Annotated in this window: 14 protein-coding genes; 6 read left to right on the top strand and 8 right to left on the bottom strand. The window is 71.5% G+C overall.

The window, feature by feature from the left end; genetic code table 11:
* The 4 genes from VQ03_RS23470 to VQ03_RS23485 form a co-directional block, all read left to right on the top strand.
* On the top strand, positions 1-307 hold a 307-nt coding region (locus tag VQ03_RS23470), incomplete at its 5' end, for a UDP binding domain-containing protein (protein ID WP_048453324.1).
* A 121-nt stretch (positions 308-428) separates the two neighbouring features.
* Complete coding sequence (locus tag VQ03_RS23475) at positions 429-665, top strand: Lrp/AsnC ligand binding domain-containing protein (protein WP_048426071.1); 237 nt, start codon at positions 429-431, stop codon at positions 663-665.
* 368 nt (positions 666-1,033) lie between these two features.
* Positions 1,034-8,512, top strand: coding sequence for a type I polyketide synthase (locus VQ03_RS23480; RefSeq protein WP_157064229.1), 7,479 nt, complete (start codon positions 1,034-1,036; stop codon positions 8,510-8,512).
* A complete protein-coding gene (locus VQ03_RS23485; protein ID WP_048453326.1) occupies positions 8,509-9,879 on the top strand; it encodes an aminotransferase class I/II-fold pyridoxal phosphate-dependent enzyme in 1,371 nt (456 codons plus the stop codon). Before VQ03_RS23480 ends, VQ03_RS23485 begins: the two co-directional genes overlap by 4 nt.
* A 295-nt stretch (positions 9,880-10,174) precedes the next feature.
* On the opposite strand, the gene VQ03_RS23490 is transcribed toward VQ03_RS23485, so the two are convergent.
* Together VQ03_RS23490 and VQ03_RS23495 are read right to left on the bottom strand one after the other, a co-directional pair.
* Positions 10,175-11,023, bottom strand: coding sequence for a formyl transferase (locus VQ03_RS23490; RefSeq protein WP_048453327.1), 849 nt, complete (start codon positions 11,021-11,023; stop codon positions 10,175-10,177).
* Positions 11,024-11,056: 33 nt separating this feature from the next.
* Complete coding sequence (locus VQ03_RS23495) at positions 11,057-11,830, bottom strand: SDR family NAD(P)-dependent oxidoreductase (protein WP_048453328.1); 774 nt, start codon at positions 11,828-11,830, stop codon at positions 11,057-11,059.
* Positions 11,831-12,101: 271 nt separating this feature from the next.
* On the opposite strand from VQ03_RS23495, the gene VQ03_RS23500 reads away from it, so the two are divergent.
* On the top strand, positions 12,102-14,069 hold the full coding sequence (locus tag VQ03_RS23500; protein ID WP_048453329.1) for a capsular polysaccharide biosynthesis protein: 1,968 nt from the start codon (positions 12,102-12,104) through the stop codon (positions 14,067-14,069).
* A gap of 132 nt (positions 14,070-14,201) precedes the next feature.
* On the opposite strand, the gene VQ03_RS23505 is transcribed toward VQ03_RS23500, so the two are convergent.
* Positions 14,202-15,548 (bottom strand): capsule biosynthesis protein, encoded by a 1,347-nt coding sequence (locus VQ03_RS23505; protein ID WP_048453330.1) that lies wholly within the window; start codon positions 15,546-15,548, stop codon positions 14,202-14,204.
* A 681-nt stretch (positions 15,549-16,229) separates the two neighbouring features.
* Between VQ03_RS23505 and VQ03_RS23510 the strand changes: the two genes are divergently transcribed.
* Positions 16,230-17,477 carry a polysaccharide biosynthesis/export family protein gene (locus tag VQ03_RS23510; protein WP_048453331.1) on the top strand — a complete coding sequence of 416 codons (1,248 nt, stop codon included), beginning with the start codon at positions 16,230-16,232 and terminating at the stop codon, positions 17,475-17,477.
* A 101-nt stretch (positions 17,478-17,578) separates the two neighbouring features.
* Here the strand turns inward: VQ03_RS23510 and VQ03_RS23515 are convergent, their stop codons facing one another.
* The 5 genes from VQ03_RS23515 to VQ03_RS33925 form a co-directional block, all read right to left on the bottom strand.
* The gene (locus tag VQ03_RS23515; RefSeq protein ID WP_048453332.1) at positions 17,579-18,034 is read right to left on the bottom strand and encodes a GFA family protein; all 456 of its coding nucleotides are present in this window, start codon (positions 18,032-18,034) and stop codon (positions 17,579-17,581) included.
* Positions 18,035-18,241: 207 nt separating this feature from the next.
* Positions 18,242-19,894: an energy-dependent translational throttle protein EttA gene (gene ettA, locus VQ03_RS23520; RefSeq protein WP_048453333.1), complete on the bottom strand. Its 1,653-nt coding sequence runs from the start codon at positions 19,892-19,894 to the stop codon at positions 18,242-18,244.
* A gap of 180 nt (positions 19,895-20,074) precedes the next feature.
* On the bottom strand, positions 20,075-20,347 hold the full coding sequence (locus VQ03_RS23525) for a hypothetical protein (RefSeq protein WP_048453334.1): 273 nt from the start codon (positions 20,345-20,347) through the stop codon (positions 20,075-20,077).
* Between the two features lie 10 nt (positions 20,348-20,357).
* Positions 20,358-21,275, bottom strand: coding sequence for a DNA/RNA non-specific endonuclease (locus VQ03_RS23530; RefSeq protein WP_048453335.1), 918 nt, complete (start codon positions 21,273-21,275; stop codon positions 20,358-20,360).
* On the bottom strand, positions 21,272-21,508 hold the full coding sequence (locus VQ03_RS33925; protein WP_167376123.1) for a hypothetical protein: 237 nt from the start codon (positions 21,506-21,508) through the stop codon (positions 21,272-21,274). The genes VQ03_RS23530 and VQ03_RS33925 overlap by 4 nt, the downstream gene beginning before the upstream one ends.
* Between the last annotated feature and the right edge of the window lie 302 nt (positions 21,509-21,810).

Genomic DNA, 21,810 nt, shown 5'->3' on the forward strand with positions numbered 1-21,810 from the left:
GCCCTCGCTGTCGATCATCGCTGGCTTGCAGGATGCGGGCGCCCGGGTGGTGGCCTACGACCCGGAAGGGGTGGAACAGGCGCAGGCCGTCCTGAGCGGGGTGGACTACGCCGCCGATCCCTATACCTGCGCGCAAGGGGCGCACGCCCTCGTGATCGTGACCGAGTGGGACGCGTTCCGGGCGCTCGACCTCAAGCGCCTGCACGCCGCCATGGCCGAGACGGTGCTCGTCGACCTGCGCAACGTCTACCGTCCCGAGGATGTCCGCCGGCACGGCTTCGTCTATGCCAGCATCGGGCGGTCCTGACCGGTCGCTGGCCGGCTCCACTCGGGGATCGGGCGCCGTCGCGGCCGGACGAGCGTGAGCGCCCCTTGCGCACTCGCGAATCTTTCCAATAAGAATTCCTTCGATCGCCGGGAGCGAGCCGATGCAGACCTTCTTCGTCGAGATCAAGTGCCGCCTCGGCAAGACCTACACCGTGGCGAGCGCTCTCGCCGACCGCGAGATCGCGTCCGAGATCTACTCCACGGCCGGTCATTACGACGTCCTGGCCAAGTTCCACGTCGATGATGGTGTGGATATCGGGCATTTCGTGGCCGAGCACGTGCAGACCATCGCCGACATCCAGGACACCCGCACCATCATCACCTTCAAGGCATTCTGAGCGCAACCGCTCGCGCGAGCGGTTCCCGCGCCGGTCTGCCCCATTGCGACCCGATTCATCGGGTCTAACGTGTCGAACGCGCCCTGGCCCGGCCCGGACCGCGTCAAGCTCGACCAGATAGTGCGGGAGACCTGGCATATCTTTCAGATGACAATGTTGTGTCGTGCGCGCCGGCGTTGTGCTGGCCATGCGACAGGACTTTGACTGATGAAGAGATGTCACAGTTGGACCAAGTCTTGCTCCGTCGGGGCGGCTCGCGCCGTTCCGGGGTTGGCGCGACGCGGGCCTCATACTATGGGTTGGGTTGAATGCCCGGGTGCGGCGCCGTCGCGTCCGGTCCTCCGTAAATGAGCGTGTGCGAATCGAACGTGACACAGCGTCCTGACATCGCGATCATCGGTCGGGCCTGCCGGCTTCCGGGCGCCTCTGGCGTCGACAGCCTGTGGCAGATGCTCATCGAGGGACGGTGCGCCGTCTCGCGCATCCCGGAGGACCGCTGGTCCCTCGAGCGCATGGGCCATCCCCGCGCGCAGGAGCGCGGCAAGAGCTACACCTGGGCCGCCGGCGTCATCGACGATCCCTGGTCCTTCGATCCGTCGGTCTTCGGTATCTCGCCCCGCGAGGCCGAGCAGATGGACCCGCAGCAGCGCCTGCTGCTGGAACTGACCTGGGAGGCCCTGGAGAGCGCGGGCCTGCGGCCCTCGGCGGTGGCCGGCAGCCCGATCGGCGTGTTCGTGGGCGCCTCCTCGCTCGATTACGGCAACCTGCGGGTCCTCGACGCCGCCTCGGGCGACGCCTACGCGGCGACCGGCAACACGCTGTCGATCCTGTCGAACCGCATCTCCTACATCTTCGACCTGAAGGGGCCGAGCTTCACCCTCGACACGGCGTGCTCGTCGTCCCTCGTCGCCCTCGACGCCGCGGTGGCGGCGATCGCCTCGGGGCGGATCGACACGGCGGTCGTGGCGGGCGTCAACCTGCTGGTCAGCCCGTTCAACTTCGTGTCGTTCTCCAACGCCTCGATGCTGTCGCGCACCGGGCTGTGTCAGGCCTTCTCGGCCAGCGCCGACGGCTACGTCCGGGCCGAGGGCGGCGTCGTCCTGGTGCTGCAATCGGCAGCCGCCGCCGCCCGCAACGGCTCGGTGGTGCGCGGCGTGATCGCCGCCTCCAAGGTCAACTCGGACGGGCGCACCACCGGCATCTCCCTGCCCTCCGGCTACGCTCAAGGCGCGCTCCTCGACGAGATCTACCGCGAGGCCGGCGTCGCCCTCGATGCGATCGCCTTCGTCGAGGCCCACGGCACCGGCACCCCGGTCGGCGACCCGATCGAGGCCGGCGCCATCGGCGGCAAGCTCGGCCGCGGCCGCTCCACGCCCCTGCCGATCGGCTCGATCAAGACCAATATCGGCCATACCGAGCCGGTCTCCGGCCTCGCCGGCCTGCTCAAGGCCAGCCTGGCGCTGGAGCACGACCTGCTGCCGCCCTCGCTGCACAGCGCCGAGCTCAACCCGGCGATCCCGTTCGACGAGCTGAACCTCGCGGTCAACCGCGAGCTGCGGCCCCTGCCCCGCACGGCCAAGGAGCGCTTCGCCGGCGTGAACTCGTTCGGCTTCGGCGGCACCAATGCCCACGTCATCCTGACCGACCCGGCGCCGGCCGCCACGGCCGCGGCGGAGCCGGCGCCGTCCGCGGCCGCGCAGCAGGCGCCTGAGGTGCTGCTGGTCTCGGCCCAGACCAAGGCGGCGCTCGCCGACCTCGCCCAGGACTACGCCGCCCGCCTCGACGGGGCGGATGCGGCCGAGATCGCCCGCGTCGCGGCGGCGGCGGCCCATCGCCGCGAGCGCCTGCCGGCCCGCGCCGCGATCCCGCTGCGCGACCTCGAGCCGGAAGGCGTGACCGAGGTGCTGCGGGCGATCGCCGAGGGCGAGGAGACGCAAGCCGCGGTGGTCGCCACCGCGGTCGAGCGCGCTGGCGGCGTCGCCTTCGTGTATTCGGGCAATGGCAGCCAGTGGGCCGGGATGGGCCGGGACGCCTATGCCCTCAACCCGGACTTCCGCGCCCGCTTCGACGAGGCCGACGCGCTGTTCCGGCCGCTGGCCGGCTGGTCTCTGAAGGAGGCGCTGCACGCCGACGACCTGGAGGAGCGGCTCGCCCTCACCAGCGTGTCGCAGCCGCTGATCTTCGCCATCGAGGCGGCCTCGACGGCGGCGCTCCGCGCCGTCGGCCTCAGGCCCACCGCCATCGTCGGCCACTCGGTCGGCGAGATCGGCGCCGCCGAGGCCGCCGGCATCCTGACGCTCGACCAGGCGGTGAAGGTCATCTTCTACCGCTCGAAGCACCAGGAGGCGACCCGCGGGCTCGGCACCATGGCGGTGCTGCTCGCTCCCGTCGAGGAGGCGCAGGCCTTCCTCGTCGACTACCCCGAGCTCGACATCGCCGCCTATAACAGCCCGAAGGCCGTGACGGTGGCGGGCCCGGTCGCGGTGATCGACGCGGCCATGAAGGCGCTGGCGCGCAAGCGCCGCCGCGGCCGCAAGCTCGACCTCGACTACGCCTTCCACGGCCGCCTGATGAACCCGATCGAGGCACCGCTGCGGCGCGACCTCGCCGGGCTCAAGCCCTCCTCGGGCACCGTGCCGCTCGCCTCGACGGTCACCGGCGACGTGCTCGACGGCCGCGCCTTCGACGCCGGCTACTGGTGGCGCAACATCCGCGAGCCGGTGCGGTTCAGCGCGGCGGTCCAGGCCGCGGCGCAAGCCGGCGCCCGGATCTTCGTCGAGGTGGGCCCGCGGCCGACCCTGCTGCCACATATCGGCGACTGCCTCGAGCCGCTCGGCCTCGACGGCGCGACGGTCGGCGTGCTGCCGAAGAAGACGCTGGAGGCCGACCCGTTCCGGCGCGCGCTGGCGGCGGCGCTCGCCGCGGGTGCGGCGGTGGACGAAGCGGCGACCTTCGGGGCCGACCCGGCCGGGAGCGTGGCGCTGCCGCATTATCCCTGGCAGCGCAAGGTCTTCCGCCTGCCTGAGACCACCGAGGCGATGAACCCGGCGAGCGCCAGGCCCTACCACCCGCTGATCGGCGCCCGCCAGGGGCCGGACGGGCTGGAATGGCTCGCGCATCTCGACGTCGCGACGGTGCCGGATCTCGACGACCACCGCATCGACGGCCAGGCGATCCTGCCCGGCGCCGCCTTCGCCGAGATGGCTTTGGCGGTCGGCCGCGAGATCGTGCGCTCCGAGAGCGTCACGCTGGCGGATCTCGAGATCCAGCAGCCGATGGTCTTCGCCGAGGACGCGGTACGCGAGGTCCTGTCCCGGTTCGCGCCGGGCGCCAACCTGGTGCAGATCCTGTCCCGGCCGCGCCTGAGCCAGGCGCCCTGGCAGCTCCACGCCGTCGCCAAGCTGGTCGAGGGCGAGACGCCCCCGCCGCCGCACCTCACCGGCCGCGACGTGGCGGCTCTGCCCACCGAGACCACGGTCGAGGGCGAGGCGCTCTATGCCCGCGCCAAGGCCTCCGGCCTCGGCTTCGGGCCCTCCTTCCGCCAGGTCGCCCGCTCGGCCCGGCTCGACGACGTCACCATCGTCTCCGACCTGCTGCCGGCCGAGGCTCAGGACCGCTACGGCCTGGTGCCCGCGCGCCTCGATTCCTGCTTCCACGGCCTGATCCTGCTCTTCGCCGACCTCCTCGGCGAGGCGGCGAGCCGGGCCTACGTGCCGATCCGCTTCGGCGAGATCCGGCTCGTGCGCCCCGGCGCAGTGATCGCCCGGGCGGTGATCCGCACCCGGCGCTGCAACGAGCGCAGCATCCTGGCCGACTTCACCCTGGTGGACGAGGCCGGCGAGGTCGTCGCGACCCTGCGCGAGGGCCGGTTCCAGGCCCTGCGCATGAAGGCGGGCAACGACCTCGACGCCTTCGCGATCCGCCAGTTCACCGAGCTCGCCACCGAGCCGACGGCGATCGCCCTCGAGCCGCAGCCGGCCATCGCGGCCCTGGTCCGCCGGCAAGCCGGCAGCGTGACGGCCACCGGCGAGGCGGCCAAGGGTGAGGCAGGCTTGGGCGCCGGCCACATGTTGCTCGAAGGCTGGGCGACCTCCCTCGCCGACCGGCTCGCCCGGGGCCTGGCGGTCGGCGGCGTCGTCGACGTCGCGGCCTCGCGCCGGCTGCCGGCCGCCCTGCGGCCCTGGCTCGTCAACCAGCTCCTGGCGCTGGAGGTCAGCGGGCTTGCGGACGGTGCGGGCGACGGGCGCTGGCGCCTGCGCGCCGACGTGACGCTGCCCGAGCCCGACGAGATCATGCGCTGGATCGCGGCGGACCATCCGGAACTGTCGGCCGAGCTGCTGCTCTGCGCCGATCTCGGCGCGGTGGTCTCGCGCATCCTGGCCGGCACGCTCTCCGACGCCCCGTCCCTGCCGCAGGCGGCCCTCGACGCCTTCTGCCTCCGCGGCGCCACCGTGCGGGCCTCGGCCGACACGGTGATGCGGCTCCTCGACGACAGCGCCGCGTCGCTCCCCCGCGACCGGGCCCTGCGCCTGCTCCAGGTCGGGTTCGGGCCGCTCTCGGCCCAGGTCGCGACCTTCGCCGGCCTGCACGAGGCGCGCCTGACGGTGTACGAGGCCGACCGGCGCCTCGCCGAGCGTGCCCGCCTCGCCCTGCCCTCCGGCGTCACGATCGTCGAGGATCCGGCCGCCCTCGGGCTCGCCGCCTTCGATGCGGTGCTGGCGAGCGACGTGCTCCATCGCGCCTCCCGCGACCTCCTCAGCCCCCTGGCCTCGAGCCTCGCGGCCGGCGGGTTGTTCGCGGCGGTCGAACCCGGCGCCTCGCTGTTCCGCGACATGGTGTTCGGCCTGAACGCCGGCTGGTTCGAGACCGTCGGCGAGGTGCCGGTCGGGCGTCTCGACGACGTGGCGGGCTGGCAGCGCTCCCTGAGCGCGGTCGGCCTCGTGAAGGTCGCGGCCGACAAGGCCGTCACCCGCAACGGCAACGACCTGCTGCTGCTGGCCGAGGCCCCGCCCCGGCCGAAGGCCGCCGCCGGCCAGACCTTCGCCTTCGTGATCGGCTCCGAGGACGAGTTCGCGGCCGAGACCGCCTCGTCGCTGGCCACCCTCCTGGTGGCGAGCGGGGTCCATGTCTCGATCATCCTCGATTCCGAGGCCTCCCTGCGCGAGCTGGAGCGCGAGACGCCGGACACGGTGGTCTACCTCGCCGGTGCCTTCAACCGCGGCGGCGAGCCGGCCGAGCGCCTGCGCGAGCGCTGCCTCGGGCTCAAGCGCTGCGTCGAGCACCTGGGCAGCCGTCAGACCCGGCTCTGGGTGGTCTGCCCCGGCGCCACCCGCGACCGCGGCGGGCTCGCCTGCGGCGTCGAGGCCGGAATCTGGGCCTTCACCCGGACGCTCGCCAACGAGGTCGCGTCGCTCGACGTGCGCCGCATCGACCTGTCGACGGCGATCTCCTCGAAGCGCGCCGCCGAGCGCCTGCGCGACCTGATCCTGTCCGGGACCCCCGAGACCGAGATCGTGGTCGACGACGACGCGACCCGCGTCGTCCGCTTCTCGCAAGGGGCGCGTCCGGCTCGCCGGTCCGGTCCGGCGGCCCCGGCCGCGCGGCTCGAGCGCAGCGCCACGGGCGGTCTCAACGAGATGCATTGGGGACCGGCCGAGCGCACCGCGCCCGGCCCCGGCCAGATCGAGATCGCGGTCGAGGCCACGGGCCTCAACTTCCGCGACGTGCTCTGGGCCCTGTCGATGCTGCCCGAGGAGATCCTCGAGGACGGCTTCGCCGGCCCGCGGCTCGGCCTCGAATGCGCCGGCCGCGTCGCCGCGGTGGGTGCGGGCGTGACCGCCTTCAAGCCCGGCGACCGGGTGGTGGCCTTCGCCCAGTCGGGCTTCGCCACCCATATCGTGGTGCCCGAGATGGTGGTGGCGGCAGCGCCCCAGGGGCTGTCGCCGGAGGCGGCCGCCACCACGCCGGTGGCCTTCCTCACGGCCTATTACGGCCTCGTGACCCTCGCCCGCCTCAAGGCCGGCGAGTGGGTGCTGGTCCATGGCGGCGCCGGCGGCGTCGGCCTCGCCGCGCTCCAGATCGCCCGGATGCGCGGCGCCCGGGTCATCGCCACCGCGGGCTCGAACGAGAAGCGCGCGCTGGTCAAGGCACTCGGTGCCGAGCACGTGCTCGATTCCCGCTCGCTGGCCTTCGTGGACGACATCCGCCGCATCACCGGCGACGGCGTCGACGTGGTGCTCAACAGCCTGTTCGGCGAGGCGATGGAGCGCAGCCTCAACGCGCTCAAGCCCTTCGGGCGCTTCGTCGAGTTGGGCAAGCGCGACTACGTCGCCAACACCCATATCGGCCTGCGGCCGTTCCGCCGGAACCTCTCCTATTTCGGTGTCGACCTCGACCAGCTGCTGCAGTTCCAGCCCGAGGAAGGCAAGCGGCTGTTCCGCGAGGTGATGGCGCTCTTCACCGACGGCAGCCTGAAGGCGCTGCCCTACCAGCCCTTCGCGGCCGAGGAGGTCTCGGACGCGTTCCGGCTAATGCAGCAATCGGGTCACGTCGGGAAGATCGTGATCGCGCCGCCCAAGGCCGGCACGGTGCCGGCCGAGACGACCAAGCCCTTCGTGGTCGCACCCGACCGCGTCCACCTCGTCACCGGCGGCCTCGGGGGCTTCGGCATCGAGGCGGCGCGCTGGCTCGCCGACCGGGGTGCGCGCCACATCGCGCTCGTCGGCCGCAAGGCGCCCTCCGGCGAGGCGGCGCTCTCGACGATCGCCGATCTCAAGGCCCGGGGCGTCGCGGTGCAGGTGGAATCCTGCGACATCACCGACCGCACCTCGGTCCAGCGCCTGCTGGAGCGGGTGGAAGCCAAGGGGGTGAGGCTCGCCGGCATCATCCACGGCGCGATGGTGCTGCAGGACGGTCTGATCGCGAACCTCGATTCCACCGCCCTCGAGGCGGTGATCGCCCCCAAGGTGATCGGCGCCGGCCATCTCGACGCGCTCACCCGCGACCGGGCGCTCGACTACTTCGTGCTGTTCTCCTCGGCCACGACCTTCATCGGCAATCCGGGCCAGGGCTCCTACGTCGCCGCCAACGGCTTCATGGAGGGCTTGGCCCGCCAGCGCCGCCGCCTCGGCCTGCCGGCCCTGGCGGTGGCCTGGGGCGCCATCGGCGACGTGGGCGTGCTCGCCCGCAACAAGGCCGTGATGGAGACGCTCGCCGGCCGCGTCGGCGTGACCCCGGTCGATGCCCGCAAGTCCCTCGACCTGATGGCCGAGGCCTTGGGGTTCCAGGGCACGGCGCCCGACGACGCGGTGATCGCCATCGCGGCGATGCACTGGGGCAAGGCGCGCGAGCGCCTCGCCACCCTGCGCTCCCCGAGCTATGCCAGCCTCGGCTCCGAGCAGCAGGCGGAGTCCGGCGGGCAGGCCGCGATCAGCATCCCGGGCCTGCTGCGCGCCCACGACCTCGACGAGGTCCGCAAGACCGTCGCCGACGCCATCGTGGAGGACATCGCCCGCATCCTGCGCCTGCCGAAGGACGACATCAGCCGGGTGCGCCAGCTCTCGGAGATCGGCCTCGACTCGCTCATGGGCGTCGAGCTCGGCGCCAGCCTGCAGGAGCGTTTCGGCCTCGACGCGCCGCCCTCCGGCGTGTCGAGCGGCCAGACGGTGACCGAACTCGCCGACACCCTGATCCAGTCGGTGGCGGCCCCGGTCGACGAGAGCGCCGCGGCGGTGCTCAGCCTGTCGCAGCGCCACGGCGGGGCGGAGGCGGTCGATGCCGAGGCGCTGCAATCCCTTCAGGTGCTGGTCGAGCAGAACAGCCAGGACATCAAGGTCATCACCCAATGAGCAGCGGATCCTCCCACGGCGCGGGCGGGCGCGAGGCCCTGGCGGGCTTCGTCGCCGCCCGCCTCGGCAAGGCTCCCGTCCGTCCCGCTCCGACCCGGCCGGAGCCGAAGCCCGCTTTGGCCCAGGCGCAGAGCTTCGACAGCCTGCCGGCCTACAAGGAGCTGAAGCTCCAGCGCTCGGCCGCCGACCTGATCGGCCTCGGCAACCCGTTCTTCCGCGTGCACGACGCCAAGGCCGGCGCCACGACGCGGATCGACGGGCGCGCCTTCACCAACTTCTCGTCCTACGATTACCTCGGGCTCAACGGCCATCCGGAGGTGAACGCGGCGGCGCAGGACGCGCTCGCCGTCTACGGCACCTCGTCCTCGGCTAGCCGGATCGTCGCCGGCGAGCGCCCGGGCCATCTCACCCTCGAGAAGGCGATCGCCGCGCATTACGGCACCGAGGCCTGCGTGGTGATGGTGAGCGGCCACGCCACCAACGTGGCGACGATCGCGGCCCTGCTGGAGCCCGGCGACGTGATCTATCACGACGCCCTGATCCACAACTCCGTGGTCACCGGAGCCCAGCTCTCCGGCGCCCAGCGCCGCAGCTTCGCCCACAACGACCTGCAGGCCCTCGAATCGCTGCTCCACGCGACGCGCCACGAGCATCGCCGGGCGCTGATCGTGATCGAGGGCCTCTACAGCATGGACGGGGACGCCCCCGACCTCGCCGGCGTGGTCGCCCTCAAGGAGCGCTACGGCGCCTGGTTGATGGTCGACGACGCCCACGGCCTCGGCGTGCTCGGCCAGGACGGCCACGGCCTGCACGAGCATTGCGGCGTAGCCCCCGGCAGCGTCGACATCTGGATGGGCACGCTGTCGAAGACCCTGTCCTCCTGCGGCGGCTACGTCGCCGGCGCCGGGGCGCTGGTCGAACTCTTGAAATGCACCGCCGGCGGCTTCGTCTACTCGGTCGGCCTCTCGCCGCCGCTGGCCGCCGCCGCCACCGCGTCGCTCGCCTTGATGCGGCGCGAGCCGGAGCGGGTGGCGCGGCTTCGCCGCAACGGCGCCCTCTTCCTCGCAACCGCCCGCGAGCGCGGCCTCGATACCGGCACCAGCCTCGGTCTCGCGGTGGTCCCGGTGATCCTCGGCGATTCGCTGAAGGCCGTGACCCTGTCCGACCGGCTGTTCAAGCGCGGCATCAACGTACAGCCGATCATCCACCCGGCGGTGCCGGAGCGCTCGTCGCGCCTGCGCTTCTTCATCACCTCCGAGCACACGCCGGAGCAGATCCGCGAGACCGTGACGGTGCTGGCCGACGAGCTCGACGAGCTCAACCAGGGCGGCTCGCTGGTCGAGCGGCTGATGTCGCGGCGGGCGTAAAGCCCTTCGGGTCGTTCGGGGGCCGCGCTGCGGGACCCGGGGTGTCCTGACCAGGCCGCGGTCTTCCCCCTCCCGCTCGCACCTCAGGATGAGGGCGAGAGTGGGATGAATGCCGTCATACCAACGGTCGAAAGAAGACGACCTTTGGTTCCGTTCTCGAGTTGTCGCCAAGCTTTTGGCTTGAAGTCGAAAATTCGAGATGGGTCAACGGCCGCGTCGATCTCGGGCAAGCCCGAGATCGACGTTGATGCGTCAGCATCTGAGGCCGTTGGTATCATGCCGTTCCGAAACGTGCTCACGGCTTGAGCGACAGGCTCAGCGCCTCCCTCAGATCCCCGGCATCGACGAGCCTCCTGCCCCGCCGCTTCAGGTCGCGCAGCTGCGCCGGACTTGGGAAGCCGCAATAGGGCAGGACCGGAACGCTGCGCCCCTCCGGCAGCCTGCCCGCCCGCTCGGCCTCGGCCAGCACGTCTTCCAGCAGCGGCCGCCCAGCCTCGTGCAGCAGGATCGCCGCCCGTGAGGCGGTGACGCCCTCGGGCAGCGTCACCGGCGCTTGAGCCAGGATGCCGCCGGCATCGATCTCCGGTGCCAGCCGGTGCACGGTGACACCGAAATCCGGCCGGTCCTCCAGCAGCGCGTGCAGCGTCGGCACCGGGCCGCGGTGGCGCGGCAGCAGCGAGGGATGGACGTTGAGCCCGCCCTTCGGGGCCGCGGCCAGGGTCGCGGCATCGAAGATCTGGTCGAAGTGGAACGACAGGATCAGGTCGGCCCTGCTTTCCCGCAGGTGCCCGGTCGTCTCCGGCCCGTTCACGTCGGTGATGGTGGCGTGCGGCAGGCCGAGGCGCCGGCACAGCGTCCGCAAGGGCGTGGCCTCCGGCAGGTCGCGGCTTCCCGACAGCGCCTGCGTCGCCGGCGCCAGCCCGCGGGCAAGGTCGGGCAGGCCGAAATTCACCGCCAGATAGGGCAGGAAGCCGGGCCCGGAGCGTCGGAGGTGGCGCCGCACCTGGCCGGTCAACCCGCCGGTGCTGGGCCGTTCTGGGTCGGACAGGCCCACGAAAGCGATCCGCGCGGCGTGATCGGCCACGAAGCGGCGCACGGCCCGGGCGTTGGGCAGGGCCTCGAGGGTGAACAGGGCGATCCGCACCGGTCTTCTCTCACCTCCGCGACGAAAACACGGTCACCGCTGCTGGCGCTCGCTCATCCGGAAGCTGAAGCCGCGCATGCCGAGGCGGCGCCAGGATTCCGGGATGAGCGCGGCCCCCCGCGCCGCCGCGGCGAGAAGGCCCGGGAAGGCGATCACCGCCTCGTTCCGGGCCAGCCCCTTGGCGATGCGCTTGGCTGCCGCCTCGGCGCTCATCTCGAGCGGGCGCCAGCCCTCGTAGTCGGCGCCCATGGCGGTCTTCACGTAGCCGGGGCAGACCACGTTCATCCGCACGCCTCTGGGGGCCAGCTTCTCGCGCAAGGCCAGGCCATGGGCGAGGAGCGCCGCCTTGGTGCCGCTATAGGCCGGCGCGTCGGGGAGCGGCGCATAGGCCGCGAGCGAGGAGATCAGCGCCACCTGGCCCTGGCCCCGTCTCGCCATCCGGGCGACCGCCGGGAGCGCCACGTTGAGAGCGCCCATCAGGTTGACGTCGAGCACCAGGAAGGCGGTCTCCTCGGTCTCCAGCCCGCCTTCGGGATGGCCGCCATTGACCCCCGCATTGGCGATCACGAGGTCGAGGCCGTAACGCTCGGCCACGTCGTCGATCCAGGCCCGCACGCTGTCCCGGTCACGCACGTCGAGGGTCCGGGCCTCGACCGCGGCGCCCTTGCGCCGGCAGGCCTCCGCCACCGCCTCGAGGCGCTCGGCCCCGCGGGCATTCAGGACCAGCGTCGTGCCGGGGGCGGCGTAATGCTGCGCCAGGGCCGCACCGATGCCGCTCGATGCACCGGTGATCAGAATGACGGGCATGGCAAGTCCCTCAGGGTGGATCGGAACGCGGCGGCACGGCCGCGCCTGTAGCACGGCGGAGCCGACCGGGTCGCCGAAAAATCCGGTTGCCGCGGGATTGAAAAAATCAGAACGACTTTAAGGAAAACCGGTGCAGGAGAGGGGCATGACCGGTCGCGGCCCGCCGGGGCCGTACGGCGTGCGTGCTTGACGGGGCCGGGGTTGATGTGGAACGGCCCCTCCTCCGGGTTGCATCGCCGGGGCGGCACGGTCCGCAGTGAGTGAGAGGCGGATGGATCGCGGCAAGCTGAAGCGGTTGTGGCCCCGGATGCCGTCGGAGTCGGAAGGGCCGGGCCCGCGGCGCTCGCGGCGCCTGGGCAGCGAGCCGACCTCGCGGCGGGTGCGCCTGAGCGACCGGTGGGACGAGGGCTTCCTGCGGCTCGGCGACGCTCGTCCCGAGCGCTCCTTGAGCTACATCATCGACGGGCTCGGCATCCATTACGACGCCACGGCGCCGAGCGAACTCGAGGTCATGCTCGAGGAGGGCGGCTGGGAATCGGACGATCTCGTCGCCCGGGCCCGGGCCGGCATCGCGCGCCTGCGCCAGGGGCGGCTCAGCCTCGACAACGACCCCCGCCGTCGCGACCTGCCGCCGCGCGCGGAGGGCGCCCGCCGGCGCGTGGTGATCGTCGACCAGGCCGTCGGCGACCCGACGGTGGGTTTCGGCCTCGCCGGGGCCAGCGCCTTCGGGGCGATGCTGGCCGCCGCGGCGGCGGACGCGCCGGAGGCCGAGCGACTGGTGGTGATGGATCCGGCGGCCAAGATCGGCCGGCGCGGCCATATCGACGCGGCGGCGGCGGAGGCGGCCGGCGCTCGCCTCGTGAGCGATCCCGTCACGGCCTGGTCGGTCGCCGAGGATTGCGACCGCGTCTACGTCGTCTCGGCCCATGCCGGCTTCGAGGCGGCGCTCGCCGGCACGCCGGTGACCTGCTTCGGCCTGCCCTTCTACGCCGGCTGGGGCTTCACCGACGACCGGCTGCACTTGCCCCGGCGCACCCGCCGGCGCAAGCCCGCCGAGGTCTTCGCCGCCGCCTACCTCGTCTGCTCGCGCTACTTCGACCCCTATACGGGAGCGCCCGCCCGCTTCGAGGATGCCGTGGCGATGCTCGACCTCGTCGCGTCGCGGTGGCGCGAGAACGCGGTGCCCACCCTCTGCGTCGGCTTCTCGGCCTGGAAGCGGGACTGGATCACCAGAACCTTGTCGGCGCCGGGCAGCCGCCCGGTGGTGCGCCGCGGCGATGCGCCGGTCACGGCGGGCGAACTCGCGGAGGTCCGGCGCGTCGTGACCTGGGCCAGCCGGATGCCCGCGGGCACCGAGGCGGCCTGCCGCGCGGCGGGCGTGCCGCTCCTGCGCATGGAGGACGGCTTCCTGCGCTCGATCGGCCTCGGGGTCGCCCTGCGGCCGGGCGCCTCGCACGTCCTCGACGCCGCCGGCGTCTACTACGATGCCACGGGTCCGAGCGACCTCGAGCGCCTGCTCGAGACCGGGACCTTCCCGGCCGATCTCCTCGCCCGGGCGGCCGCCTTGCGCGAGGCGGTGATCGCGGCGCGGGTCAGCAAGTACAATGTCGGCAGCGCCGCGATGCCGGTGATGCCGCGGCCGGGCCCTGTGGTGCTGGTCGCCGGCCAGGTCGAGAACGACGCCTCGATCCGCCTCGGGGGGACGACGGTGCCGGGCAATGCCGCGCTCCTGCGCCTCGCTCGCGAGCGCAACCCCGGCGCCGTGATCGCCTTCAAGCCGCATCCCGACGTCGAGGCGGGCCTGCGGCCCGGCTGGGTGCCGCCGGACGAGCTTGCCGCCCATGCCGACGTGGTCTTGCGCGACGTCTCGGCGATCGACGCCATCGAGGCGGCGGACCGGGTCGAGGTCATGACCTCGCTGATCGGCTTCGAGGCGCTCCTGCGCGGCAAGGCCGTGACCACCCACGGCCTGCCCTTCTATGCCGGCTGGGGCCTGACCGAGGATCCCGGCTGCCCTCGCCGCACCCGCCGGCTGACGCTCGACGAATTGGTGGCCGGCGCCCTCATCCTCTACCCGCGCTACGTCGACCCGCGCACCGGCCTGCCCTGCCCGCCCGAGGTGCTGGTGCAGCGCCTCGCCGCGGGCGACCCGGAACTGGCGCGCCGCGCCCTCACCCCCGAGGCGCTGGTCAAGCAGGTCTGGTCGCTGGTTTGGCGGCGCCTGCTGCGGCGCGGGTGAGGCGCGATGGCCCGGATGGCCGGCCCGCCCTCGGTGCCGGCCTCCGGTCGACGCGGGCCGTGACGGGACCCGGACACGAAAACGGGGCCGTTGCCGGCCCCGTCTGGTCTCGCGTCCCGGTTCTCCGGGCGGTCAGGCGTTCTGCAGCGCCTCGATGCCCGGCAGGTCGTCGCCGGTCTCTGGGGCGGTGCGGGCCCGGGAGCGGACCTCGAGCCAGGCGCCCTGCGTGAGGTCGAGGCGGGAGGCGGTGGCCTCCACGGCGGCGGCCATGCCCTCGCCCTTGTAGTAGACCCCGCGGATCTGGATGTTGGCGACGATCGCCTTGATGAACGCGTCCCAGAGGTCGCGCCGGGGCGGCTCGGCCTGGGTCCAGAACGTCTCGAGCGCGCCCTGGTAGGTCAGGCCCTGGATGTCGTAGATCGCGGCGCCGAGAGTCATGGTCGGCTTGTTGGCCCGCATCGACCACAGGCCGACGGTGCTGTTGACCGTGACGACGCCGCGGCAGCCCTCCAGCATCGCGCCGAGATCGCCGCCATCGGCGAAGTCGACCCGGTCGGAGACGCCCCACTTCTCCGCCGAGCGGCGCACGATGCGCGCCCAGTTGCGGATGCCGGGATCGAGGGGGTGGATCTTCACCAGCAGGCGCGACTCCGCCGGTGCGTGCTCGGAGAAGGAGCGGATCACCGCGTGGATCGGCGTCTTCAGGTCGAAGAACGGCGAATAGGCGCGCAGCTGGAAGTCGTTCTCCATCTGCAGCGGCAGCACGTAATAGGTCGTGCCGGCCTCGCGCAGGCGGCGCACGAGGGCGTCGACCCGCGGGCCGGTGCGCTTGGCGCGCAGCATATGCAGGCCGGTGCCGAGATAGATCAGGGCGTTGTGATGCACCTGATGCGACTTGTAGCCGGGATAGAGCCACCAGAGCCAGTTGCTCATCAGGTGGTAGGCCATGTCCCAGACGGCCTGGAGCCAGAAGCTGTCGCGGTAGCGCGGCACCAGGTCGGGCTCGGGCGCCTGCGCGGCGAGCGCCATGACGGCTTCCGGGTCCTTCGGGAAGCAGCTGTCGCCCGACATGCCGTCGCGCTCCAGCGTGATCCAATCCGGCCGCAGGTACCCGAAATCCGTCACCGTGACGTTCAGGCCGCGCGCCTTGGCGGCGGCGACCGCGACCTTGTGATAGTAGCGCTGCTCGCCGAGCAGCATCAGGTCGGTCACGCCCTCGCGGTCGATCAGGTCGGCGATGAAGGCCGGCCAGGTCTCCCGGGTGCCGCGGAAGTTGACCCCGCCGGCCCGGCGCCAGAACATCCAGTCGCCGAAGCAGAGATTCACACGCAGGCAGCGATGCCCGCGCGCCTCCAGCGCGTCGGCGACCCGGGCGAAGTACGGCGTGATCGGACCCTGCAGGAACAGGAAGACCTGGCGGGTGCCGGGGCGGGCAGGCTGGCGGGCCGGTTCGACGTTTCGCGCGGGATCAGCTCTCACGGGCACACCTCAGGGTCTGGGCGGGAACCGGCGGCCGCTCGCGGTCTGCCGGTGAAGCCCTGGGACGGCGAAGGCCCGAGCAGGCTAATGCCAGCCTGCCCGGACGGACATTCGGGGCGCGCGTCCTGCGCGCGAGCCGCTGACGACCCGGACAGTACCGGCCGGACCCGGACGGACAATGGCAGGGCTGCAACATTCGCGGAAAATCGCGGTGTCGCGGCAGGTGCGATGCCATCGCGGCGCGGGCTCGATCGTTCGCCGAACGACTGTCGCCATAAGACTCTCGATCTGGGCAGGAACATGGAGATTCCGGGAATCGTACCCGGGATTCACAAGGCGGTGCGCCCGGCGATGCGCCGGAGCCACGATCGGCTTGCCCACCGCCACGCTCGCGACGCATTTGGGGCCGAGGCCGTCCCGGCCGCGGGGCCTGCCGTGGGCCCTGCGCAACACCGGCGCTGCTTGTGCGCGCCGACGGCCTCCACGGCGCTCCGTTAAATCGATCGCAGCGATCCGGGGTGCTAGAGGGAGGTCGGCGAAGCGTGGCCGCTCGCGGCTTGCCGCGCGGCCGCCGATCGGATCGGGACGAGTTTCCGGCCTTGCCGCATGGCAGGCCGGAATCGACGGAGTGAAGACCGAAGGGGCCGTCGCGGACGGCCCGGATGGTTCGGAGGGTGGTGCATGGTGCGCGTCGGTATGCCAGCGGTCCTGGCGGCGGCTTGCCTCATCGGAGGTTGCAGCAGCTTCCTGCCCGCGTCCGGCCCGACCGCGAGCGCGGTCGAGAGCGGCGCCGACATCGCCACCGACCAGGGCCTGCTCGCCCGCTACGAACTCGTCGACGTCGACGCGGCCGTGGTCGAGGCCCTGCGCGGCCGCCCCCTCGACAGCCTGCTCGCCTCCTTCGGCGACCGCCGCCCCTCGGTGCAGCCGGTGATCGGCGTCGGCGATGCCGTAACGGTGACGATCTGGGAGGCCGGCAGCGGCGGCCTGTTCTCGGGCCCCGCCATCGCGGACCGCTTCTCCACCGGCTCGAAATCCTCGAGCATCCCCGAGCAGATCGTGGCCCGGGACGGGACGATCTCGGTGCCCTATGCCGGCCGCATCAAGGTCGCGGGCAAGCGCGCGGCCGACGTGCAGGCGCAGATCGAGCAGGATCTCGCCGGCAAGGCGATCCAGCCGCAGGTGCTCGTCACCGTGAACTCGCCGCTGAGCACCAGCGTCACGGTGCTGGGCGAGGCATCGGCGGCCGGCGGTGGGGGCACCCGCCTGGCGGCGGCCCGCGGCGGGTTCGGTGCCGGCCCGGTCTCCAACCTCGGCGGTGGCCGCGTGCCGCTGACCGAGAAGGGCGACCGGCTTCTCGACGTCATCGCCACGGCAGGCGGCGTCTCGGCGCCGGTGAACGAGACCTTCGTACGGCTCTCCCGCGGTTCGGCCACCGCGACGGTGCCGCTCACGGCCGTCGTCTCCAACCCGCGCGAGAACATCTTCCTGCGCCCGGGCGACACCCTGACCCTGGTGCGCGATCCTCAGACCTTCCTGGCCGTCGGGGCGACGGGGGCGAATTACGAGATCCCGTTCTCGGCCGAGGGCATCACCCTCGCCCAGGCGCTGGCCAAGTCCGGGGGGCTGCGCGACTTCCAGGCCGACCCGGCCGGCGTGTTCGTCTTCCGGTTCGAGCCGGCCTCGGTGGTGCGCCGGCTGCGCCCCGGCAGCCCGCTGCTCTCGGCGAACGTCGTGCCGGTGGTCTACCGGATCAACATGCGCGATCCCAACAGCCTGTTCGTCTCCCAGGCGTTCCGGATGCGCAACCGCGACCTCGTCTACGTCTCGAACGCACCCTTCACCGAGGTCCAGAAGGTGCTCAGCGTGTTCTCCACCGTCACCTCGCCGATCGCCTCCGGTGCCTCGCTCTACGCCGTGACCAAGTAGGCTCGGGGCGTCCCGCAGAACGAAAACGGGCCCCGCGGGCCCGTTTCTCTTTGCGCGAACGGGTCGTTTCCGGGAATGTCGATGTTGGACCGTTGGGGCGGTCAGCCCTGAGTTGCAAACTCCGCGATAAGATGCGGGTATGCCTCCATCTCGGGAAATGCCGCGTAGCTATGCTTTGCCGAAGTTCTCGCCCATGGCAACGCTTCGCTCGTGTATGTTTCGATGAACGGAGCGAACCAGCTTGCGTCGTCAAGCATCGACGCGCGAACGTTGACGAAGCCCATATCGGGGACAATTCGCGTAAACACCCAGCTCTTGCACCAGTCGCAATGGTGGTGGCGAGCCTGCTCTCCATGCATGCCGCCGATGACAGGCGCACCCTGTGTCACGTCGAAGCCGGACGTCGGTACCGTGATCGTCGTCGAGAAGGCGCTGCCTGTCATTCGCTGACAGCCGGTGCAATGGCAGGCCATCGTGAGCAATGGCCGCTGCGTGATTGTGAACCGCAGCTGTCCGCAGCGGCAGCCGCCGGTCCAGGGAAGATGGGGAATAGTCATATGTCTCACCGATAAGATCGGAAAATTTGCGACAACATTTCTCGTGAGGCCACTGATGCAAGTTCCGGAAGTTAACTTCCGGAAATCGTATCGTTCGTCATTGCATTCCCGTGGCAAGTGTTGCCGAGAACGGGCCCCTGGGGCCCGTTTCCGTGATCGATGGACGGAGGCGGCGTTCCGTCGCCCCTCTTGCGCCCCTCTTGCCGCTCAGCGGCTGAACTTCTTGTACTTGATCCGGTGCGGGATGGTGGAATCGACGCCCAGGCGCCGCTTCTTGTCCGCCTCGTAGTCGGCGAAGTTGCCCTCGAACCACTCGACGTGGCTGTCGCCCTCGAAGGCGAGGATGTGGGTCGCGATCCGGTCGAGGAACCAGCGATCGTGGCTGATGATCACCGCGCAGCCGGCGTAATCCTCCAGCGCCTCTTCGAGGGCGCGGAGGGTGTCGACGTCTAGGTCGTTGGTCGGCTCGTCGAGCAGCAGCACGTTGGCGCCGCTCTTCAGGATCTTGGCGAGGTGGACGCGGTTGCGCTCGCCGCCCGACAGCACGCCGACCTTCTTCTGCTGGTCCGAGCCCTTGAAGTTGAAGGCGCCGCAATAGGCGCGCGAATTGATCTCGCGCTTGCCGAGATAGAGGATGTCGTTGCCGCCGGAGATTTCCTGCCAGACGGTGGCGTCGGGGTTCAGCGCGTCGCGGGACTGGTCGACATAGCCGAGCTTGACGCTCTCGCCGATGCGGATCTCGCCCTTGTCCGGCGTCTCCAGGCCGTTGATCATCCGGAACAGGGTGGTCTTGCCGGCGCCGTTGGGGCCGATCACCCCGACGATGCCGCCCGGTGGCAGCTTGAACGACAGATCGTCGATCAGCAGCCGGTCGCCGAAGGCCTTCTCCAGGTGGTCGAACTCGATGACGTTGTTGCCGAGCCGCTCGGCGATCGGGATGACGATCTGGGCGGTCGAGGGCCCCTTCTCCTGGGACTTGGCGACCAGCTCCTCGTAGCGGGCGATACGGGCCTTGGACTTGGCCTGCCGGGCCTTCGGCGAGGCCGAGACCCATTCCTGCTCGCGCTCGAGGGTGCGCTGGCGCGACTCCTCCTCGCGGCCCTCCTGGGCGAGGCGCTTCTGCTTCTGCACCAGCCAGGACGAGTAGTTGCCCTCGTAGGGGATGCCCCGGCCGCGGTCGAGCTCCAGGATCCAGCTGGTGACGTTGTCGAGGAAGTAGCGGTCGTGGGTGACGATCAGGATCGCGCCCGGATAGGTGCGCAGGTGGCCTTCGAGCCAGCCGACGGTCTCGGCGTCGAGGTGGTTGGTCGGCTCGTCGAGGAGCAGGAGTTCCGGCTGCCACAGCAGCAGGCGGCAGAGCGCGACGCGGCGGCGCTCGCCGCCCGAGAGCGTGGCCACGGCCACGTCGTCGCCCGGGCAACGCAGGGCGTCCATCGCCTGGTCGACCTTGGAATCGAGATCCCACAGGCCCTTGGCCTCGATCTCGTCCTGGAGACGGGTCATCTCGTCCGCCGTCTCCTCGGAATAGTTCATCGCGAGCTCGTTGTAGCGATCGAGGATCGCCTGGGACTCGGCGACGCCCTCCATCACGTTCTCGCGGACCGTCTTGTCCGGATCGAGCTGCGGCTCCTGCGGCAGGTAGCCGACCCGCGCGCCCTCGGCCACGAAGCCGTCGCCGGAGAACTCGGTGTCGATGCCCGCCATGATCCGCAGCAGCGTCGACTTGCCGGCGCCGTTGACGCCGAGCACGCCGATCTTGGCGTCCGGGTAGAAGGACAGGTGCACGTTGTCGAGCACCTTCTTGCCGCTGGAATAGGTCTTGGTCAGACCCCGCATGTGGTAGATGAATTCACGGGCCATGGGCTGGTCCTTCAGGGTTCTGGCGCACGGTCCCGGCCGGATTCGAGGCGGGGCGGGCGGATGATCTCGGCGACGATCCTGCCCGACGGGCGCCGGCGCGGGCGGCCGCGCGTGGGAATAGGGAGTGCTCCCGCGCTTACCAGGGCCGCCGGGGGGGTGCAAGGCGGCGCGGGGGCGCCCTCACCCGAACGGGTTCTTGACCGCTTTCGTCGCCGCCCGGACCTCCTCCGTCCGCTCGGGCAGGTCCACCTCGCCCTCGAGCGCCGCCACGATCGCCGAGAGGGTCTTGGCCAAGGCCCTCGCCCGTTCCAGGCTCTCCCGGTCGCGGGCGAAGTCGAGGGAGCCGTGCAGCGCGATCCGGGCGGTGCCGTTCTCGAGCGTCAGGTCGCCGATCGTCTGGACCGCGGCGTCGTCGGCGAAGGGGGAGAAGGCGGGCTTCGCGTGCGCGGGCATGGGATCCTCGTCAGAACAACGAGCGGAGGAAGTCGCGCCAGGCGCGACGGGCGGCGCGGCGCAGCTCGGCGGCGAGCCAGTCGAGGATCCCGGGCTCGTGGCGGCTGCGCGGGCCGCCGGCATATTCGTCGCGCCTCGGCTCGGGCAAAGCCATGATGCGGCGGCGGACGGAGTCCGGCAGGTCCGGGAAGGCGACGATGCCGCCGATCGCCGCAAGCTGCTCGAGGGAGACCGCCTCCCAGGCCTCGCCCGGAGCGGCGTTGCGGGCGAGGTAGACCCCGGCCTCGCCGCGATTGGCGTCGTAGACCGCCTTGAACAGTCGCGTCGGGATCAGGACCCGGCCGCGCAGCGACTGCACGCTCGTGCCCTCGAAGAGCGGGCCGGTGATGACGAACAGGTCGCCGCGCTCGATCGCCAGCGCCCGCACGCTGCTCTCGATCCCGGCCCAGAGCCGGCGGTTGAGGTCCGGATTCTGGGGGACGATGTTGGCGAGGCTGAAGGATTCCGCCTGTGCGCTCGGGCTCGGCATGTCGCCGGAGGGGGCCATGTGGCCCCGGTCCCAGCCGCTGCCGGCGTAATCCGCGAGGTCGGAGCGCGCCGCCTCCGGCAGGCCGTCCTCCTCGTGGAAGGCGTCGACCCGGTCGACCCGACGTGCGGCCTCGACCCGCCCGGCGGTGAGGTGCTCGGCGGCGTAGAGCGGCGTGCGCGACAGGCCCGAATAGAGCACCGCGAAAGCCCTGTAGCACAGGAGCGTGGTGTCGGCGGCGAGCCGCGGATTGGTCAGGACCGGCGGGGTGCCGCCCGCGAAGTGCTCCGGGCAGCTGCGCGCCAGCGCCGGGCTCGGCAAGACCACCGGCAAAACGACCGGCGAGACCACCAGGAGCAGCAGGAGGGCGCTGCCGGCCGGCTTCGAGGCGGCGCGGGTCACGCGCAGATCCGGGCCCGCCGCGGACCTTCGGGCGTCGGCCGCAATCGCCAGGTGCAGACGGGAACCCGGCGCCGCGAGACGGTGTCGCAGGTGCGGTCGGTGGGTGGGCAGACGGGCAGGTGCGGCAGCCAGGCGGGATCGAGCGCGGGATAGAGCGGCACCGCACGGGCCTGACCCGGCATCGCCAGCAAGAGCCCCATGATGAGCCCGCCCGCCGGTATCCACAGTCCCATCTGACCTCCGTGCGGGATGCGTATTGGCGAGATCGCGCCGTGCCCGCGCACTCTAGCGCATCCCTGCGCAGCTGTCGCGTCGCGGCCAAAATTCACCGTGAGTGCAGAATGTTCTTCGGGTTGTTGGACTGCGCACAGCCGCAACCGTGGCGTTAGCAAGCAGCCGATGGCGTGATCGGCCGCTTGCGGTATAACGGCCGCCATCTGTGGGGATCCCCGGCTTGCCGCCGGGCGGGATCCTTCCTCGAATGAGTGAGTGTTACGACGTGTCCGACCTGGTTCTTCCCCTCCTCGACCGCGTC

It is taken from the genome of Methylobacterium tarhaniae, from assembly GCF_001043955.1.
Taxonomy (GTDB): Bacteria; Pseudomonadota; Alphaproteobacteria; order Rhizobiales; family Beijerinckiaceae; genus Methylobacterium; species Methylobacterium tarhaniae.

Bases quoted from the DNA above. Each gene is read 5' to 3' on its own strand.
- VQ03_RS23475 (WP_048426071.1), top strand. From the start codon at position 429: ATGCAGACCTTCTTCGTCGAGATCAAGTGCCGCCTCGGCAAGACCTAC.
- VQ03_RS23485 (WP_048453326.1), top strand. From the start codon at position 8,509: ATGAGCAGCGGATCCTCCCACGGCGCGGGCGGGCGCGAGGCCCTGGCG.
- VQ03_RS23495 (WP_048453328.1), bottom strand. From the start codon at position 11,830: ATGCCCGTCATTCTGATCACCGGTGCATCGAGCGGCATCGGTGCGGCC.
- VQ03_RS23500 (WP_048453329.1), top strand. From the start codon at position 12,102: ATGGATCGCGGCAAGCTGAAGCGGTTGTGGCCCCGGATGCCGTCGGAG.
- VQ03_RS23510 (WP_048453331.1), top strand. From the start codon at position 16,230: ATGGTGCGCGTCGGTATGCCAGCGGTCCTGGCGGCGGCTTGCCTCATC.
- VQ03_RS23515 (WP_048453332.1), bottom strand. From the start codon at position 18,034: ATGACTATTCCCCATCTTCCCTGGACCGGCGGCTGCCGCTGCGGACAG.
- ettA (WP_048453333.1), bottom strand. From the start codon at position 19,894: ATGGCCCGTGAATTCATCTACCACATGCGGGGTCTGACCAAGACCTAT.
- VQ03_RS23525 (WP_048453334.1), bottom strand. From the start codon at position 20,347: ATGCCCGCGCACGCGAAGCCCGCCTTCTCCCCCTTCGCCGACGACGCC.
- VQ03_RS33925 (WP_167376123.1), bottom strand. From the start codon at position 21,508: ATGGGACTGTGGATACCGGCGGGCGGGCTCATCATGGGGCTCTTGCTG.